We start from the raw sequence: 17974 nt of genomic DNA, 5'->3' as shown, positions 1-17974 counted from the left end.
CGCCCTACGGGCAGCAGCCGTACGGCCAGCAGCCGCCGTACCCGCCGCAGGGGCCCCCGTCCGGGTACTCCCAGCACCAGTACGAGCAGTCCCACCAGGCCACCCAGGCCGGGATGCACGTCCCGCCGCCGCCCTACCAGGCGTCCCCCGCCGGGCAGTTCGGCGCGCCGGTGTTCCAGCCGCCCGGCGGCGACGCCCCGCAGGTCTGGGACGCCGGCACGCTGCCCGCCGACGACAACGTCAACCCGTACTGCTTCTCGGTCGACCTGAACGGCGCGTACTACCTGCAGAAGGGCAAGATGATCGCCTACTACGGCGAGATGCGCTTCTCCGGGATCGGCCGCGGTGTCCTCGACCGCGTCCTGGAGCAGAACTTCAACTCCCCGCTGCACGCCTCCGACTGGGTGGTCGCCGAGGGACGCGGCAAGCTGCTGCTCGCCGACCGGTCGTACGACCTCAACTCGTACGACCTGGAGGACGGCAACCTGACGGTGCGCTCGGGCAACCTGCTCGCCTTCGAACCGACGCTGCGGCTCAAGCAGTCGATCATCCCGGGCTTCCTGACCCTGATCGGCACCGGCAAGTTCGTCGCCGCGTCCAACGGGCCGGTGCACTTCGTCGAGCCGCCGATCCGGGTCGACCCGCAGGCCCTGGTCGGCTGGGCGGACTGCCCCGCGCCCTGCCACCACTACGACCACAGCTACCTGCACGGCGTCATCGGCGGCCTCCGGCACCTGACCGGGATCGGCGGCGCGAGCGGCGAGGAGCACCAGTTCGAGTTCATCGGGGCGGGACAGGTGCTGATGCAGTCCTCCGAGACGCTGATGGCCGACCGCTCGGTCGGCGTCGTCGCGGCCGAGGCCGGCGTCCCGGGCGCGGGCGTCCCGCACCAGCAGCACGGCGGCGCCCCGGGGCTGGGCAACCTGGGCAACCTGGGCGACCTCGGCCGCCGCTTCGGGCTGTAGTAGGACCGGGGGGCGCGGGGAACCGCGCCCCCCGGTCCTACACCGCCGTGAACTCGACCGGCAGGGAGACGAGGGCGCGGTGGATCGGGCCCGGGCGCCACAGGACGTCCGCGACCGGGACGGCCAGCCGGAGGTCGGTGAGGCGGCTGATCAGGTACTCGACGGCGGTGACGGCCATCAGGACGGCCGGCTGGCGGGCCGGGCAGCGGTGCGGTCCGGCGCCCCAGGCGAGGTGGGCGTAGGAGCCGCCGAGGGTCTCGCTCTCGGCGGGGGTGAGCGCGGCCTGGGCGTTGGCGGAGGCGTAGGAGACCAGCACCGGCTGCTCGGGGGTGAGCGGGGTGCCGTGGAAGACGATCTCGTGCCGGGGGTAGTGCGGGGAGAAGTTGGACAGCGGGGGGTCGTTCCAGAGCACCTCGTTGACCGCGTCGTGCGCGGTCATCGCGCCGCTGTGCAGCGAGCCGGCGTAGCGGTCGTCGGAGAGCATCCGCAGCAGCGCGTTGGCGATCAGGTTGGCGGTGGGTTCGTGGCCGGCCATCAGGGTGAGCGTGATGTGCCGGACGACCTCGTCGTCGGCGAGGTGCGCGGGGTGGCCGAGGAAGGCGGAGATCAGGTCGTGCCGGGGCGCGGCGCGGCGTTCGGCGACCTGTTCGGTGATGACGGCGACCAGGTCGGCGTACGCGGCGGCGGCGCCGGAGGAGGTCTCGAAGGCGCGGTTCATCGCGGTGCTGATCCGGTCGATGTCCGGGTCGGGGACGCCGTACCAGGAGGTGAGGATGAGCAGCGGCAGCCGGTAGGCGTACTCGGCGAGCAGGTCGGCCCTGCCGGTGCCGGCGAACTCGGCGATGAGCTGCTCGGCGACGGCGGTGGTGTCGCGCTGCAGCAGGTGGGGTTCGAGGATGCCGACGCTGTCGGTGATGACCTGGCGGTAGCGGGTGTGGGCGGGGCCGTCGGAGAACAGCGCGGTGGGGCGCCAGCCGAACAGCGGCAGCAGCGGGGAGTCGGCGGGCTGGGTGGCCTGCCAGCGGCGCGGGTCGCGGGTCCAGGTGTCGGTGTCGCGGAGGACTTCGAGGGCGACGTGGTAGTCGGTGACCAGCCAGGCGTCGACGCCGGGGGCGAGTTCGACGGGGGCCAGCGGCCCCCGGTCGCGCAGCCGGGCGTAGTGGGCGTGCGGGTCGGCGGCGAACCGGGGCCCGTAGAGGGCGGTGCGGGCGGTCACGGGGCGGTCTCCTGGGGCAGGCGGTCCAGGACGTGTTCGGTGAGCGCGATCAGGGCGTCGACGCAGCCCTCGCGCTCCCGGGCGTCGACCTCGACCAGCGGGGTGGCGGGGTCGAGGTCGAGCGCGGCGCGGACGGCGTCGAGGGCGATCGGCGGGGTGTCGGGGAAGCGGTTGACCGCGACGGTGTAGGGCAGGCCGGCCTCCTCGACCAGGTCCATCGCGTCGAAGGCGTCGGCGAGCCGGCGGGTGTCGACCAGGACGAGCGCGCCGAGGGCGCCGCGGGCGAGGTCCTCCCAGAGCGGGAGGAAGCGGCGCTGTCCGGGGGTGCCGAACAGGTAGAGGACGAACTCGCCGCCGGTGAGGGTGAGCCGGCCGAAGTCGACGGCGACGGTGGTGGCGGTCTTGCCGGGGGTGCGGCTGATGTCGTCGACGGGGGCGCCGGCGGCGGTCATGGTCTCTTCGGTGTGCAGGGTCGGGATCTCCGACAGGGTGCGCACGAAGGTGGTCTTGCCGACCCCGAACGGCCCGGTGACCATGAGCTTCATCAGGACCGGGTCGGTGGGGGGCAGGTAGGCCGGGGCTCCTGACCGGACGTCGCCGACCAGGGCGGCGGTGCTACTTGAGGGCGCGAAGTCCACTGAGGAGCCTTTCGGCGAGGTCCCGGTTGACCGGCTGGGCGGAGGGGATGGGCGCGCGGACGGAGAGCGCGCCGCGCTCGGCCAGGTCGGCGGCGATGAAGACGGTGGCGCTGACGGGCAGCCGGAGGTGGGCGGCGGCCTCGGCGAGGGTCAGGGCGCCGGGGCGGACCAGTTCCCATAACTGGCGGTGCTCGCCGCCGAGTCCGGCCGGGAGGTCGGCGGCGGCGTGCAGCACGCTGAGCCGGTCCAGGCCGTGGGTGCCGGCGGCGGCGGTGCGGCCGTGGGTGGCGAGGTAGGCGGGCACCAGCCTGCGGCGCGGAGGTGTGCTCATGTGCGGCTCGCTTCCCGGGCGGGGCTGGCCAGCGCCCGGGCGAGCGCGGCGACCTGGACCTGCATCTGGTAGGCGATGGTGCCGAGGTCGGCGCCGGGGACGGCGAAGACGGCCAGCGAGGAGTTCTCGCCGGCGGGGGTGACCACGGCGTAGCCGTGCTCGGACTCGACCACGGTCTGGCTGAGCGCGACCTTCTCGGCGCCGGTGAAGGCGGTGGTGAAGGCGCGGGCGGCGGCGTGCAGCGAGGCGGTCATCGCGGCGACCCGGTCGGCGCCGTCCCGGCCGAGGTCGGCGGAGTGGCCGGTGACCAGGCCGTCGCCGGTGGCGATGACGGCGTTCTGCACGCCGGGCAGGTCGAGCAGCGGGGTGAGGACCCAGGAGAGGTCCTCGGTGTGGCGGCGGAGCGGTGCGGTCACGGGGTGTCGACTCCTTCGGGTGCGGCGGGTCCCTGGGGGCTCGCGGGGCGTGCGGCGGCGCCGCGTCCGGCGGCGGTGCCGGACTGGAGCGCCGACCACGCGCTGCGGGCCCGGTCGGGAGTGGTGCCCACCGGGGCGGGGAGGGTGGCGGTCTGGTCCTGCTGCGGGGCGCGGGGGGCGCGCCGCTTGCGGGTGGGCAGGGCGTCGCCGGCGTCGAACACCGGGGCGCTCTGGGTGATCGGGCGGGGGGCGAGGGCGGAGAGCGGGGCGGCCGGGTCGGTCAGGGTGAGCAGTTCGGCGGGCAGCCGCAGGATGGCCCGCACGCCCCCGTACGGGGAGGGTTCGACCCGGCAGCCGAAGCCGAACTGGCGGCAGAGCAGGCCGATCACCGCGAAGCCGGCCTGCGGCGGGTCGCCGAGTTCGGTGAGCAGCACCTCGGCCTGGCCGTCGAGCAGTTCGCCGGCCCGTTCGAGCTGGTCGGGTTCCATGCCGACGCCCATGTCGTCGACCACCACCAGGGCGCCGGAGCTGCCCTGTTCGACGGCGACCACGACCCGGGTCTCGGGGTGGGAGTAGGCGGTGGCGTTGCCGAGGATCTCGGCGAGCGCGATGGCGACGGGTTCGGCGGCCCGGGCGGCCACCGCGAGCCGGGGCTCGCGCAGGTGGTTGGTGATCTCGATGCGGGCGTAGCCGGCGACCCGGGACTGCGCGCCGACGCAGAGTTCGGCGAGCGGGGAGTCCTCCCGGGTCATGCCGGGCCAGGCGCCGGAGAGCACCGCGAGGGACTGCACCCGGCGCAGGGTGAGCTCGTTGCGGAAGTCGAGGGCGAGCAGCCGGGGGTCGTCGACGGAGAGCTGGATCTCCTCCAGCAGCGAGCGGACCTGGATCAGCAGGGCCTGGATCTTGGAGGCGGCGCCGCGCAGGGCGGCCCGGGCGGCGGCGTCGGTGCGTTCGCGTTCGGCGAGCGCGGCGCGGACGGCGGCGGCCAGGACGGCGTCCAGGGCCCGGTGCAGTTCCTCGTCGCCGCCGGCGGTGTCGAGCGGTCCGGGGACGGGCGTGCGGGGGTGGGTGAGCGCGGTGGCGGCGGCGGGCAGCCGCTCGTGCGCGAGGTGGGCGAACTCGCGCGCGGCGGCGGCGAGCCGGGCCTCGGCGAGGGTGTGCCGGGCCTCGGCGGCGTGCGCCCGGGCCTCGGCGCCGCGGGCGCGCTCCTCGCCGGTGCGGGCGCGGTTCTCGGCGGCCCGGGCGCGGACTTCGGCGCCCTGCGCGCGGTTCTCGCTCTCGGCGGCGCGCCGGGTGGCGGCCCGGGCGGTGCGGACGGCGCGTCGGACGGACCACAGCAGGGGTCCTGCGGTCAGTGCGGCGCCGGCCAGCAGGGCGAGCACGATCTCGACCATGGGGTCCTCGGGGGGAGTCGTCGCGGCGGGGACGGGGGCGCTGGTCGGGCCGGGTCAGGCGGTGCGCTGCCTGGCCAGGTGGGCCATCCGGCCGACGACCTCCAGCATGGCGGGCGGCTCGGTGCCGTCGAGGTGCCGGTACTCGGTGCCGATGGTGACCAGCAGCCGCTCGGGGAGGCCGAGTTCGGGGTAGCGGTCCTCGTCGATGACGGTGCGGGCGGCCTCGGCGGCCGGGACGCCGGCGGCGTGCAGGGCGTGCGCGCGGTCGCGGACGTAGCGCAGGTAGCCGACGTGGGCGCGCAGGTCGGCGCGGGTGAGCAGCGGGCCGTGGCCGGGGACGACGGTCTCGGCGCCGGTGTCGAGCAGCCGCTCGACGGCGTCGATGACGTTGCCGAGCGGGCCGGCCCAGTGCACGGGGTGGTCGCCGGGGCGCTCGGGGGTGGAGCCGAAGACGACGTCGCCGGTGAAGACGGTGGAGCGGGTGGGCAGGTGGACGATCAGGTCGCCGCTGGTGTGGGCCGGCGGGAGGCTGCTGACCCGCACCGGGATGTCGCCGACGCGCAGTTCGAGTTCGCCGGTGAAGACGGTGTCGGGAACGACCGGCGGGGTGTCGGCCCAGTCGAAGCGGCCGAAGTGCTCGTGCAGGTACGCGCCGGTGTCGTCGCCCTTGTCGAGGGTCTGCAGCAGGGCGTGCTGCTGTTCGGGGGTGGGCTCGTAGGCGATGTGGTGCAGCGCCTCGTGGGTGGTGATCACCTCGGCGTCGGGCAGGACGCCGGCGCCCCACATGTGGTCGCCGTTGGCGTGGGTGACCACGATCCGCCCGACCTCGGCACCGGGGGCGAGGACGGCGCGGGTGCGGGCCAGGAACTCGCCGGCCAGGGTCCGGTCGTAGGGGGTGTCGATCCACAGCGCGCTGCCGCCGTCGGTGACCAGGCCGCAGTTGGCCAGGCCCCAACCGCGTTGCTGAGGCTGCCACGCGTATACACCGTCGGCTATCGAATGGAAGTGCGCGCTCCGCGTCGTCATGGGCGCGATTATGCCCAACTCTGTGTCACCGTTTGACTCCGGCCCACAGTTTGCTCATGTGCGTTTCAACTCGCCCGGGCGGGAAGGCGGTTGTGCGGGGACGGAGGATTCCACCGGGAGCCGGGGCGGATCCGGGACCGGAGTTGTGAATTCGTACAACATTGAACAATCTCGGCTATACTCGGCTCCATGGACAACCCCGTGACCGCACCGTCCGAGGCTCCCCCCGCCCGGGGGGGCGAGGCCGAGACCCCGTGGCTGGACGCCCGCGAGCAGCGCTTCTGGCGCGCCCACCTGGAGGTCGGCAAGCTCCTCGACCACCAGCTGAGCCGGGAGCTGCAGGCCCACAACCTGGCCATCAACGACTACGAGATCCTGGTCGTGCTCTCCGAGTCCCCCGAGCGCCGGATGCGGATGACCGACCTGGCCACCGCCACCCTGCAGTCCAAGAGCCGGCTCTCGCACCAGATCACCCGGATGGAGACCGCCGGGCTGGTGCTGCGCCAGGAGTGCCCGGGCGACCGCCGCGGCCTGTACGCGCACCTCACCGAGCACGGCTGGGAGACGCTGCGGAAGGTCGCCCCGGACCACGTCCGCAGCGTCCGCGAGCACTTCATCGACCGGCTCACCGACGAGCAGCTGGACGCGGTGTACGCGGCCCTGGCCCCGATCGCCGAGCACCTGCGCGGGCTCCGCGGCCGGGGCTGACCGGACGGCCTCAGGAGGTCAGCCCGGCCACCAGCCGGTCGGCCGCCGCGTACGGGTCGAGCTCGCCCGCCGCGACCTGCCCGGCCAGCGCGTCCAGGTGCCGGTCGCCGCGCAGGTCGCCGATCCGGGCGCGCAGCGCGGCCAGCGCGATCGCCTCGACCTCCTGGGCGGCCCGGCGCCGGCGGCGGGCGTCGAGCTCGCCGGTCTCGGCCAGCCAGCCGCGGTGCTTCTCCAGCGCCTCGACGAGCTCGTCCACGCCCTCGCCGCGGGCCGCCACGGTCTTGACGATCGGCGGCCGCCAGTCTCCGGCCTGCCGGGACTCCCCCAGCCCGAGCATGTGGTTGAGCTCGCGGGCGGTGGCGTCCGCGCCGTCCCGGTCGGCCTTGTTGACCACGAACACGTCGCCGATCTCCAGGATGCCCGCCTTCGCGGCCTGGATGCCGTCGCCCATGCCGGGGGCCAGCAGCACCACCGAGGTGTCGGCCTGCGCGGCGACCTCCACCTCGGACTGCCCGACGCCGACGGTCTCCACCAGGATCACGTCGCAGCCGGCCCCGTCCAGCACCCGCAGCGCCTGCGGGGCGGCCCAGGCCAGGCCGCCGAGGTGGCCGCGGGTGGCCATCGAGCGGATGAACACCTCCGGGTCGGTGGCGTGCTCCTGCATCCGCACCCGGTCGCCGAGCAGCGCGCCGCCGGAGAACGGCGAGGACGGGTCGACGGCCAGCACCCCGACCCGCTTGCCGAGCCGGCGGTAGGCGCTCACCAGCGCCGAGGTGGAGGTGGACTTGCCCACCCCGGGCGAGCCGGTCAGGCCCACCGTGTAGGCCCGCCCGCTGTGCGGGGCGAGCGCGGCCATCACCTCGCGCAGTTCGGGCGCGGCGTTCTCCACCAGCGTGATCAGCCGGGCCACCGCCCGGGGACGGCCCTGCCGGGCCTGTTCGACCAGCGTCGCCACATCGGCCATCGAAATCGCTCCTCGCAGCAGAAAAGGCGGACGCCCCGCCGGACCGCGTGACGCGGCCCGGCGGGGGTCCTGGGGGTCCCTGGGGGGTCGGCTCAGCCCTGCGCGGGGACCTTGACGATCAGCGCGTCGCCCTGGCCGCCGCCGCCGCACAGCGCGGCCGCGCCGACCCCGCCGCCGCGGCGCTGCAGCTCCAGCGCCAGGTGCAGCACCACGCGGGCGCCGGACATGCCGATCGGGTGGCCGAGCGCGATGGCGCCGCCGTTGACGTTGACGATCTCGTCGCTGACGCCCAGGTCCTTCATCGACTGGTGGGCGACGGCGGCGAACGCCTCGTTGATCTCGATCAGGTCGAGGTCGCCGACCTCCAGGCCCTCCTTGGCGAGGGCGTGCTTGATCGCGTTGGACGGCTGCGACTGCAGCGAGTTGTCCGGGCCCGCGACGTTGCCGTGCGCGCCGATCTCGGCGATCCAGCTCAAGCCCAGCTCCTCGGCCTTGGCCTTGCTCATCACCACGACCGCGGCGGCGCCGTCGGAGATCTGCGAGGAGGTGCCGGCCGTGATGGTGCCGTCCTTGCTGAAGGCCGGGCGCAGCTTGGCCAGGCCCTCGACGGTGGTGTCGGCGCGGATGCCCTCGTCCTGCGAGAACAGCACCGGCTCGCCCTTGCGCTGCGGAACGGCGACGGGGACGATCTCGGCCTCGAACACGCCGTCGGCCTGGGCCTTGGCGGCGCGCTGGTGGGAGGCGGCGGCGATGGCGTCCTGCACCTCGCGGCCGATGCCGAGGCGGGTGTTGTGCTTCTCGGTGGACTCGCCCATCGGGATGTTCTCGTAGGCGTCGGTCAGGCCGTCGTGGGCCATCGAGTCGAGCATCTCGATCGCGCCGTACTTGAAGCCCTCGCGGGACTTCGGCAGCAGGTGCGGGGCGTTGGTCATGGACTCCTGGCCGCCGGCCACCACGACGTCGAACTCGCCGGCCCGGATCAGCTGGTCGGCCAGCGCGATCGCGTCCAGCCCGGAGAGGCAGACCTTGTTGACGGTCAGCGCCGGGACGTTCATCGGGATGCCGGCCTTGACCGCCGCCTGCCGGGCCGGGATCTGGCCCGCGCCGGCCTGCAGCACCTGGCCCATGATCACGTACTGGACCTGTTCGCCGGTGACGCCGGCCCGCTCCAGCGCCGCCTTGATGGCGAAGCCGCCCAGCTCGGCGCCGGAGAAGCCCTTGAGCGAGCCGAGCAGCCGCCCCATCGGGGTTCGGGCACCTGCGACGATCACAGAAGTAGTCATGGACGAGCCCCTTCGCGCGTCGGACCAGAGGGTACGGGGATGCCGTCAATGTACTGACCGGTCACCTCTGCGTCACCGCCGCGTCGGTGTGATCAGCGCTACTGGCACCCTCCAGTGAACACCGTGCCGGAGCCGGGCCGGAACGTGTGAGCAGGCTCGCAGCGCGGCCCGCTGGCGCCCGGTCGCCGGGATGCGCTGCACTGGGTGCCATCCCTCAGGCCCGCGCTCTTCGGAGGACACCCGTGCTGACCCGCATCGACCACATCGGCATCGCCTGCTTCGACCTGGACCGGACCGTCGAGTTCTACCGCTCCACGTACGGCTTCGAGGTGTTCCACACCGAGGTCAACGAGGAGCAGGGCGTCCGCGAGGCCATGCTGAAGATCAACGACACCGGGGACGGCGGCGCCTCCTACCTGCAGCTGCTGGAGCCGGTCCGGGAGGACTCGACCGTCGCCAAGTGGCTGGCCAAGAACGGCGAGGGCGTGCACCACATCGCCTTCGGCACCCCCGACGTCGACTCCGACGCGGCCGCCGTCGCGGGCAAGGGCGTGCGGGTGCTGTACGACGAGCCGCGGCGCGGTTCGATGGGCTCCCGGATCACCTTCCTGCACCCCAAGGACTGCGGCGGCGTGCTGACCGAACTGGTCACCAGCGCGGATCCGTCCGAACACTGACCGATCGCGGTACGGAGCCCGCACGGCAGCGGTCCGACCGGTAACGAACCGGTCGGTAACTTCCGAAAAGCACCTCACCCCCATTCCCCCTGAGTCGGCTCCCACTACAATGCCCAGGTGCGCTGGTACCGACGGTCCGCGCACCGCAGGGGAGTCCACGACGCGGGCACGGCCGGACGGTCGCCGTTCGGATCTGTCACCATTCTCCAGAGGCAACATTTCGCTCAGGAGTCCACCCGGACGGTGGAGCGATTGCAAGGACCAACCGATCCGCCCGTGGACCACGCGGCGGAGCGGCCCGGTCGAGGACGCGACCAGGAGATGGATGGGACCGCGGAGTGCGGGGCTACGACCGCTACGAGGTTGAGGATCACCTCTCCAAGTTCGAGGCCGAGCTGGAGAAGGCCCGCAAGGAGCGGGACAAGACCATCGAGCACGCCGACGACCTCGCCTACCAGGTGGAGGTGCTCCGGGCCAAGCTGCACGAGGCCCGTCGGCAGCTCGCTCAGCCGCGCGCCTTCGACTCCGTCTCCGGCCAGGCCGAACAGCTCCTGCGCAACGCCGAGATGCAGGCCGAGGCACTGCGCGCGGACGCCGAGCGCCAGCTGCGCGAGTCCCAGGCCACCACCCAGCGGATGATGGCCGAGGCCGCCGAGCGCACCGCCCAGCTGGAGGCCGAGTTCAACGCCCGGCGCCGCCGGCTGGAGGAGGAGCTCGCCGAGTTCCGGGCCGCCGCCGAGCGCCACGTCAACGAGAACGTCAACTGGGCGGAGCAGACCCGCGCCGGCACCGAGCAGGAGGCCCAGCGCCTGCTCCAGGAGGCCCGCGCCGAGGCCGACCGGATGATGGCCGCCGTCCGCGCCGAGGCCGCCGCCCTCGCCGACCAGGCCCGCGCCCAGACCGCCGCCGACGTCGACGCCGCCCGCGGCGAGGCCCAGGCCCAGGCCGAGGCCGCCCTGCTGCGCGCCCAGACCGACGCCGAACGGCTGCTGCGCGCCGCCTCCGAGCACGCCCAGCAGACCGGCGCCCAGGCCGAGGAGCAGCGCGTCGCCGCCCTCACCGCCGCCCAGCAGCAGCTCGCCGACGCGCACGCCGCCGCCCAGCAGAAGCTCGCCGCCGCCGAGGCCGAGATCACCGCCCTCAAGCAGCAGGCCCTCGCCGACCAGGAGCGCGCCGAGGCCGCCCTGTCCGGCGCCCAGGCCGAGATAGAGCGGCTGCGCGCCGAGGCCCTGGCCGAGACCGAGCGGGCCCGCGCCGAGGCCGCCCGGATGCGCGAGGAGGCCACCGCCGCCGCCCAGCGCCTGCAGGCCGAGGCCACCAGCGAGGCCGAGCGCAAGGTCGCCGACGGCGCCGCCGCCAGCGAGCAGCGTTCCGCCACCGCGCGCGCCGAGATCGCCAAGATGGTGGCCGCCGCCACCCGCGAGGCCGAGCTGATCCGCTCCGCCGCCGCCACCGTGCAGGCCGAGGCGGACGCCGCCAAGGCCGCCGCCCGCGAGGAGAGCGAGCGCCTGCGCGGCGCCGCCGAGTCCGTCGCCACCGAGCTGCGCGCCGAGGCCGAGGCGGAGATCGCCGAGCGCCGGGCCGCCGCCGAGGCCGAGGCCGCCGCGCTGCGCGAGGCCGCCGCCGCCGAGGCCGAGCGGATCCGCACCGAGGCCGAGGAGGCCGGCCGCGCCGAGGGCGCCAAGGACGCGGCGCTGCGGCTGGCCCGCGCCGCCAAGCAGGCCGAGGAGGTGCTCTCCCGGGCGAACACCGACGCCGAGGCCACCCGCGGCGAGGCCGCCGCCGAGGCCGACCGGCTGGTCGAGCACGCCAAGTCCGAGGCCGGCACCCTGCTGGAGCAGGCCCGCGAGGCCGTCGAGCAGGCGCAGAACGCCGCCATGGAGGACGCCGCCTCGATCCGCGAGCAGCTGGAGCGGATGCAGGCCGAGGCCGCCCAGGCCCGCGAGCAGGCCGAGGAGCAGCGCGCCGCCGCCGAGGCGGAGGCCGAGCGGGTCCGGGCCGAGGCCCGCCGGCAGGCCGCGGTGCAGGTCGAGGAGTCCGCGAAGCAGGCCGAGGAACTGCTGACCACCGCCAAGGCCGACGCGGACGCGCTGCGCGCGGGCGCCGGCGAGGAGGTCGAGCGGCTGCGCGCCGAGGCCCGCGAGCAGGCCGCCGCCGTCCAGGGCCGGGCCGAGCAGACGCTCGCCCGGGCCCGCGCCGAGGGCGAGAAGATCACCGCCGCCGCCGAGCTGGCCCGCACCGAGACGCTGACGGCGGCCGAGGCCGCCGCCGAGGAGACCAGGGCCGCCGCCGAACGGCACGGCGCCGAGCTGCGCGAGCAGGCCGCCGCCGCGGCCGCCACCGTCCGCGCCGAGGCCGACGCCGCCGCCGAGGCGCTGCGGGCCGACACCGCCCAGTGGGCCGAGCAGCACCGCGCCGAGGCCGAGCAGGCCGCCCGGGCGGTCGCCGAGCAGGCCGAGGCCGCCGCGCGGGCGCTGCGCGAGGAGGCCGCCGCCGCCCGCGAGGCCGCCCGCGCCGACCTGGAGCGCGACCAGGCGCTGACCGCCGAGAAGCTGGCCGAGGCCGCCGCGATCCGGGAGGCCGCCGACAGCGAGGCCGAGCGGGTCCGGGAGGCCGCGGCCGCCGAGGCCGCGCGGCTGCGCGAGAGCGCCGAGGCGGACGCCGCCCGGGCCCGCGCCGAGGCCGAGCAGAGCGCGCACCTGCTGCGCACCGAGGCCGAGCAGGCCCTCGCCGCCGCCCGCACGGAGGCCGGGGCGCTGGGCGCCGAGGCCGCCGCCGACCGGGCCGAGGCGTCCCGGCTGCGCGAGCAGGCCGAGGCGTACGACCGCGAGCTGCGCGCCGCCGCCGACCGCGAGAGCGCCGAACTGCGCGAGCGCACCGAGCGGGAGACCACCGAACTGCGCGCCGCCGCCGAGCGGGAGACCACCGAGCTGCGCGAGCAGGCCGAGGCGTACGACCGCGAGCTGCGCGCCGCCGCCGAGCGGGAGACCACCGAACTGCGCGAGCGGGCCGAGCACGCCGCCGAGCAGCTGCGGGCGAACGGCGAGGCGCGGGCCGCCGAGCTGGTCTCGGCCGCCGAGCAGGAGGCCGCCGAGGTCCGCCAGTCGGTGGCGGGCATGCACGAGAAGGCCACCGGCCAGATCGCCGAGCTGCGGGCCGCCGCCGAGCGCGAGCGCGCCGAGCTGCGCGAGCAGGCCGAGGCGTACGACCGCGAGCTGCGCGCCGCCGCCGACCGCGAGACCGCCGAACTGCGGGCCGCCGTGGCCGAGTTCGCGCAGCAGCAGCGCGCCGAGGCGGAGGCCGCCGCGCAGCGGACGCTGGCCGAGGCGGAGGAGCTGGCGGCGGCCGCGCTGGCGGACGCCGAGGAGCGGGCGGCCGCGCTGCGCTCGGAGGCCGAGGAGTACGCGCTGGCGACCCGGACGCTGGCGGAGGATTTCGACGCGGACATCCGTGCCCGCGCCGAGGCCTTCGACCGGGAGACCCGCCAGGCCGCCGAGTCGTACGACAAGGCCACCCGCGAGCAGGCGAAGTCGGTGCTGGAGCGGGCGTTCGCGGACGCCGAGCAGCTCGGCGAGCAGGCGCAGTCGGAGGCGCTGGCGGTGGCCGCGGCCGCCGAGGAGCAGTCCGACGCGATGGTGTCGGCGGCCCGCCAGGAGGCGGAGCGGCTGCGCGCGGAGGCCGAGGCGCAGGGCAAGGCCGAGGTGGAGAGGGCCCGGGCGGACGCGGACGCGCTGCTGTCGGAGGCCCGTCGGGACTCCACCGCGATCCGCGAGCGGGCCGAGGAGCTGCGCGAGCGCACCGACGCCGAGATCGAGGCGCTGCACGAGCGGGCCCGCAAGGAGAACGCGCAGGCGATGAAGTCGGCCGGCGAGCGGGTGGACGCGTTGGTGACGGCGGCCCAGGAGCAGCTGACCGAGGCCGAGGAGCAGGCGCAGGCGCAGGTCGCGGAGGCCGAGGAGCGGGCGGCGGAGCTGATCGCGGCGGCCGAGGCGCGGGCGTCCGAGCTGACGTCGGAGGCGTCGGCGGAGGCGGGCCGGGTCCGGATCTCCGCGGTGCGCAAGGCGGAGACGCTGCTCAAGGAGGCCGAGAACAAGCTCGCAGACTCCACCACCCGCGCGGAGGCGCTGATCATCAAGGCGGAGGCGAAGCTCAAGGCCGCCGAGATGGAGGCGGAGGAGCAGCTGGAGGCGGCGGCCGACGAGGCCGCGTCGCGTCTCAAGCGCGCCGACGGCGAGGCCGAGAAGCGGGTCCGCCGGGCCGGTTCGGACGCCGAGGAGCAGCTGCGGCTGGCCGCCGAGGAGGCGGAGCGGCTGCTCGCCGAGGCGCGGGCGGAGGCCAAGCGCGTGACCGACGAGGGCCAGCGGGAGTTGGACGAACTGGTCCGCCGGCGCAAGGACATCAACACCGAGATCTCTCGGGTCCAGGACGTGCTGTCGGCACTGGAGGCGTTCGAGGCGCCCGTGGTGCCGTCGGCCCACAACAACGGGGGCGGCAAGAAGGACGGAGGGCCCAAGGCGGGTGCCGGAGTGGGCTCTCCTCGATCGGGAGGCAATCGGTCCGGGGGCGCGCCACCCGATTGAGCGGACATTGTCCGCGAACCAACGGTGTTTCTCCGTTGACACTCCGGTACCGTGTCAGGATTCCCTCAACCATCTCAGCGGTTTGACGACAGGAAGCCCAGAAATCCCATGAGCGACAGTCACTCCCCGCACGGCTTCGACCTGGTACGCCGTGGGTACGAGCGAGCCCAGGTCGACGAGCGGATCGCCAAGCTGGTGGCCGACCGAGACAGCGCGCTCTCCCGGATCAGCGCGCTGGAGAAGCGCATCGAGGAACTCCACCTGGAGACCCAGACGGCCCAGGCCGCGGTCACCGAGGCGGAGCCCTCGTACGCCGGTCTCGGTGCCCGCGTCGAGAAGATCCTCCGCCTCGCCGAGGAGGAGGCCAAGGACCTGCGCGACGAGGCGCACCGCGCCGCCGAGCAGCACCGCGAGCTCGCCGAGGCCGCCGCGCAGCAGGTCCGCACCGAGGCCGAGAACTACGCCAAGGACCGTAAGGCCAAGGCGGAGGACGAGGGCCTGCGGATCGTCGACAAGGCCAAGTCGGACGCGGCGCAGCTGCGCGCCGAGGCCAACAAGGACGCGCAGAACAAGCGCGAGGAGGCGGACGCCCTCTTCGAGGAGACCCGCACCAAGGCCGCGCAGGCCGCCCTGGAGTTCGAGACCAACCTGGCCAAGCGCCGGGAGCAGTCCGAGCGCGACCTGGCGGCCCGTCAGGCCAAGGCCGAGAAGCGCCTGGCCGAGATCGAGCACCGGGCCGAGCAGCTCCGCCTGGAGGCCGAGAAGCTGCGCACCGACGCGGAGCGCCGCTCCCGCCAGACCATCGAGACGGCGCAGCGCCAGGCCGAGGACATCGTGGCCGACGCCAACGCCAAGGCCGACCGGGTCCGCAGCGAGTCGGAGCGCGAGCTGGCGGCGCTCACCAACCGCCGCGACTCGATCAACGCGCAGCTGACCAACGTCCGCGAGATGCTCGCGACGCTGACCGGTGCGGCGGTCGCGGCGGCCACGCTGCCCAACGACGACTCGCTGGGCGTGCCGGCGCAGCAGTCGCGCTGACCCGCCGTCAACCTTGTCGGGACACCGCTGAAGTCCTGAAGTAGCCCGAGGGGGCCCGGAGTTCGTTCTCCGGGCCCCCTCGGCGCGTTCCCGGGCCGGGCGGCTACTTGACGCGCTTGAGCAGGGCCCGGACGGCGGCGTTGAAGGTCTCGGGGGCCTCCAGCGAGGAGAGGTGCCCGACGGCCGGGATGACGGTCAGTTCGGCGTCGGAGAGCGCCTCGGCCATCATCCGGGCCTCGCTGAGCGGGGTGACGGTGTCGAGTTCGCCGACGATGACCGCGGCGGGCACCTCCAGGGCGGCCAGTTCGTCCAGCGAGTCGGGCCGGGCGGCCATCGCGCGCTGCGCCCAGGCGACCGCGGCCGGATCCGCCTCGGCGATCATCTGCCGTACGGCGGCGGTGAGTTCGGGGTCGGTGCCGGGGGCGAGCAGGTTCTCCGCCATCCGCTCCTCGATGAGCAGGTCGACGCTGCCGCGCTCCAGGACGGCGGCGGCGACGCGTTCCCGGTTGGCCCGGGCGGCGTCGGTGTCGGCGGTGGCCTTGGTGTCGGCGAGGACGAGTCCGGCCACCCGCCGGGGGTGCCGGCGGGCGAAGGCCATCGCGACGTAGCCGCCCATCGACAGGCCGCCGAGGACGGCGCGTTCGACGCCGAGGCCGTCCAGCAGGTCGGCGAGGTCGTCGGCGGCGGTGTCCAGGGACGGCGGGAGGTCGCCGAGCGGGGCGGTGCCGAAGCCGCGCTGGTCCGGTGCGATCACCCGGGCGTCGTCCCCGGCCGGGCCGGGTACTCGCTCCAGTTGGACCTCCCACATCCGCGCGGGGAGCGGGAAGGCGTGCAGCAGGACGAGCGGGGTGCCGGTGCCGTTCTGGCGGACGGTCGGCGCGCTGGGCGAGGTCATGGTTCCACCGTAGGGCCCGACGGGCGCCCCTCGGATACAGGTTGTCCGATTTGTCCGCTTTCTGGCATAACCTGGCCGGAGACCTAGGAGCGGCACATGATCGAGTTGCACCACCTGACGAAACGTTATGGCGACAAGTTGGCCGTCGACGATCTGAGCTTCCGGATCCCGGAAGGCGTGGTGACCGGTTTCCTCGGCCCGAACGGCGCCGGCAAGTCCACCACCATGCGGATGATCCTCGACCTGGACCACCCGACCAGCGGCGAGGTCACCATCGGCGGCAAGCACTACGCCGGGATCCGGGACCCGCTGCGCCGGATCGGCGCCCTGCTGGAGGCCAAGGCGGTGCACCCCGGCCGCACCGCCTACGACCACCTGCTGTGGCTGGCCCAGTCCAACCGGGTGCCGCGCGCCCGGGTGGACGAGGTGCTGGACATGGTCGGCCTGACCGCGGTGGCCCGGAAACGCGCCCGCGGCTTCTCGCTCGGCATGGGCCAGCGCCTGGGCATCGCCTCCGCACTGCTGGCCGATCCGCAGACCCTGATGTTCGACGAGCCGGTCAACGGCCTCGACCCCGAGGGCATCCTGTGGATCCGCAACCTGATGAAGCGCCTGGCCGCCGAGGGCCGCACCGTCTTCGTCTCCTCCCACCTGATGAGCGAGATGGCGCTGACCGCCGACCACCTGGTGGTGATCGGCCGCGGCCGGCTGCTCGCCGACCTGTCGATGGCCGAGTTCATCAAGCGCAACTCCCGCTCCTCGGTGCGGCTGCGCACCCCGCACCAGGAACAGCTGCTGGACGCCCTGCACGGCGCGGGCCTGACCGCCGAGGCCGGGCCGGACGGCTCCTGGGAGGTGGTCGACGGCGACCCGGCCCTCCTCGGCGACCTGGCCGCCGCGCACGGCGTCACCCTGCACGAGCTGAGCCCGCAGCAGGCCTCGCTGGAGGAGGCGTTCATGCAGATGACCGCCGAGTCGGTGGAGTACCACATGGGGGCGGGCGCCCCCGAGCCGCCGCCCGTCTGGGGGGCCGGCTGGAACGACCGCGAGCCCGGGAAGGAGAGCTGAGATGGCCGCGTTCCCCGCCGTCGCGCAGTCCGAGTGGACCAAGATCCGCAGTGTCCGCTCCACCGTCTGGTCGCTGGCCTCGGTCTTCCTGATCACCGTCGCGCTGGGCCTGGCGATCGGCCTGGTCGCCCGGAACAACTCCTCGGACTTCACCGAGGACGGCGGGCCGTTCGACGCCACCGCCATCTCCCTCATCGGCGTCGGCTTCGGCCGGCTCGCCATCGTGGTGTTCGGCGTGCTGGCCGTCGGCAACGAGTACAGCAGCGGCATGATCCGGGTCTCGCTGGCCGCCGTCCCGCAGCGCGGCACCCTGCTGGCCGCGAAGGTCGCCGTGCTGGGCGCCCTGGCCCTGGCCGCCTCGCTGGTGACGGTGTTCGTCACCTTCTTCGTCGGCCAGGCCGCGCTCGGCGGCGGCCTCTCCACCTCGCTGGGCGCGGAGAACGTGCTGCGGGCGGTGTTCGGCACCGCGCTCTACCTGACCCTGCTGTGCCTGCTGTCGGCCGGCGTCACGGTGATGGTGCGGCACCAGATCCTGGCGCTGGCGATCCTGGTCCCGTTCATCCTGCTGGTCTCACCGCTCCTGTCCCTCGTCCCCGTGGTGAAGAACTGGATCAAGTACTTCCCGGACCAGACGGGCGGCGCCATCACCCAGGTCTTCCCGACCGACGACCTGCCGTACGGCCCGTGGACCGGCCTGCTGATCTGCGCGGCCTGGACGGCCGCCGCCCTGGTCGGCGGCTACCTGGTCCTGCGCAGGCGCGACGCCTGACCCGCC

At 74.6% G+C, this 17974-nt stretch carries 16 protein-coding genes; 7 read left to right on the top strand and 9 right to left on the bottom strand.

What is annotated here, in order from left to right:
* Positions 1–170 precede the first annotated feature (170 nt).
* Complete coding sequence (locus tag OO48_RS11135) at positions 171–965, top strand: AIM24 family protein (protein WP_033214892.1); 795 nt, start codon at positions 171–173, stop codon at positions 963–965.
* Between the two features lie 37 nt (positions 966–1002).
* On the opposite strand, the gene OO48_RS11130 is transcribed toward OO48_RS11135, so the two are convergent.
* Genes OO48_RS11130 through OO48_RS11105 form a run of 6 tightly spaced genes read right to left on the bottom strand, consistent with a single transcriptional unit; the run spans position 1003 to position 5986 of the window.
* A complete protein-coding gene (locus tag OO48_RS11130) occupies positions 1003–2181 on the bottom strand; it encodes a cytochrome P450 family protein (protein ID WP_033214748.1) in 1179 nt (392 codons plus the stop codon).
* Positions 2178–2819: a GTP-binding protein gene (locus OO48_RS11125; protein WP_425338532.1), complete on the bottom strand. Its 642-nt coding sequence runs from the start codon at positions 2817–2819 to the stop codon at positions 2178–2180. Before OO48_RS11125 ends, OO48_RS11130 begins: the two co-directional genes overlap by 4 nt.
* Positions 2797–3150 (bottom strand): DUF742 domain-containing protein, encoded by a 354-nt coding sequence (locus OO48_RS11120; RefSeq protein WP_033214746.1) that lies wholly within the window; start codon positions 3148–3150, stop codon positions 2797–2799. The genes OO48_RS11125 and OO48_RS11120 overlap by 23 nt, the downstream gene beginning before the upstream one ends.
* The gene (locus OO48_RS11115; RefSeq protein WP_033214744.1) at positions 3147–3566 is read right to left on the bottom strand and encodes a roadblock/LC7 domain-containing protein; all 420 of its coding nucleotides are present in this window, start codon (positions 3564–3566) and stop codon (positions 3147–3149) included. The genes OO48_RS11120 and OO48_RS11115 overlap by 4 nt, the downstream gene beginning before the upstream one ends.
* On the bottom strand, positions 3563–4960 hold the full coding sequence (locus tag OO48_RS11110) for an ATP-binding protein (RefSeq protein ID WP_106970294.1): 1398 nt from the start codon (positions 4958–4960) through the stop codon (positions 3563–3565). Before OO48_RS11110 ends, OO48_RS11115 begins: the two co-directional genes overlap by 4 nt.
* Positions 4961–5014: 54 nt before the next feature.
* Positions 5015–5986 (bottom strand): MBL fold metallo-hydrolase, encoded by a 972-nt coding sequence (locus tag OO48_RS11105; RefSeq protein WP_051732006.1) that lies wholly within the window; start codon positions 5984–5986, stop codon positions 5015–5017.
* Between the two features lie 189 nt (positions 5987–6175).
* Between OO48_RS11105 and OO48_RS11100 the strand changes: the two genes are divergently transcribed.
* Positions 6176–6694, top strand: coding sequence for a MarR family winged helix-turn-helix transcriptional regulator (locus tag OO48_RS11100; RefSeq protein ID WP_051732005.1), 519 nt, complete (start codon positions 6176–6178; stop codon positions 6692–6694).
* Positions 6695–6704: 10 nt separating this feature from the next.
* Here the strand turns inward: OO48_RS11100 and meaB are convergent, their stop codons facing one another.
* On the bottom strand, positions 6705–7658 hold the full coding sequence (gene meaB / locus OO48_RS11095) for a methylmalonyl Co-A mutase-associated GTPase MeaB (protein WP_033214741.1): 954 nt from the start codon (positions 7656–7658) through the stop codon (positions 6705–6707).
* 92 nt (positions 7659–7750) lie between these two features.
* Complete coding sequence (locus OO48_RS11090) at positions 7751–8941, bottom strand: acetyl-CoA C-acetyltransferase (RefSeq protein ID WP_051732004.1); 1191 nt, start codon at positions 8939–8941, stop codon at positions 7751–7753.
* A 242-nt stretch (positions 8942–9183) separates the two neighbouring features.
* Between OO48_RS11090 and mce the strand changes: the two genes are divergently transcribed.
* The 3 genes from mce (at position 9184) to OO48_RS11075 (ending at position 15236) form a co-directional block, all read left to right on the top strand.
* Positions 9184–9618 (top strand): methylmalonyl-CoA epimerase, encoded by a 435-nt coding sequence (gene mce, locus OO48_RS11085; RefSeq protein WP_033214738.1) that lies wholly within the window; start codon positions 9184–9186, stop codon positions 9616–9618.
* Between the two features lie 338 nt (positions 9619–9956).
* Positions 9957–14198, top strand: a complete 4242-nt coding sequence (locus OO48_RS11080; RefSeq protein ID WP_033214736.1) for a hypothetical protein — start codon at positions 9957–9959, stop codon at positions 14196–14198.
* A gap of 108 nt (positions 14199–14306) precedes the next feature.
* Entirely contained in the window at positions 14307–15236 is a 930-nt protein-coding gene (locus OO48_RS11075; protein ID WP_033214735.1) for a coiled-coil domain-containing protein, read from the top strand.
* Positions 15237–15339: 103 nt separating this feature from the next.
* Here the strand turns inward: OO48_RS11075 and OO48_RS11070 are convergent, their stop codons facing one another.
* Positions 15340–16131 (bottom strand): alpha/beta fold hydrolase, encoded by a 792-nt coding sequence (locus OO48_RS11070; RefSeq protein WP_033214733.1) that lies wholly within the window; start codon positions 16129–16131, stop codon positions 15340–15342.
* Positions 16132–16227: 96 nt separating this feature from the next.
* On the opposite strand from OO48_RS11070, the gene OO48_RS11065 reads away from it, so the two are divergent.
* Together OO48_RS11065 and OO48_RS11060 are read left to right on the top strand one after the other, a co-directional pair.
* Positions 16228–17199, top strand: a complete 972-nt coding sequence (locus OO48_RS11065; protein ID WP_033214731.1) for an ABC transporter ATP-binding protein — start codon at positions 16228–16230, stop codon at positions 17197–17199.
* Between the two features lies 1 nt (position 17200).
* A complete protein-coding gene (locus OO48_RS11060) occupies positions 17201–17968 on the top strand; it encodes an ABC transporter permease (RefSeq protein ID WP_033214729.1) in 768 nt (255 codons plus the stop codon).
* The last annotated feature ends 6 nt before the right edge of the window (positions 17969–17974 follow it).

The sequence above is a fragment of the Kitasatospora phosalacinea genome, from assembly GCF_000716545.1.
In the GTDB taxonomy this organism is placed as follows: domain Bacteria; phylum Actinomycetota; class Actinomycetes; order Streptomycetales; family Streptomycetaceae; genus Kitasatospora; species Kitasatospora phosalacinea.
The sequence above is the reverse complement of the archived record's forward strand: the minus strand, read 5'-3'. Positions and strand labels throughout refer to the sequence as shown.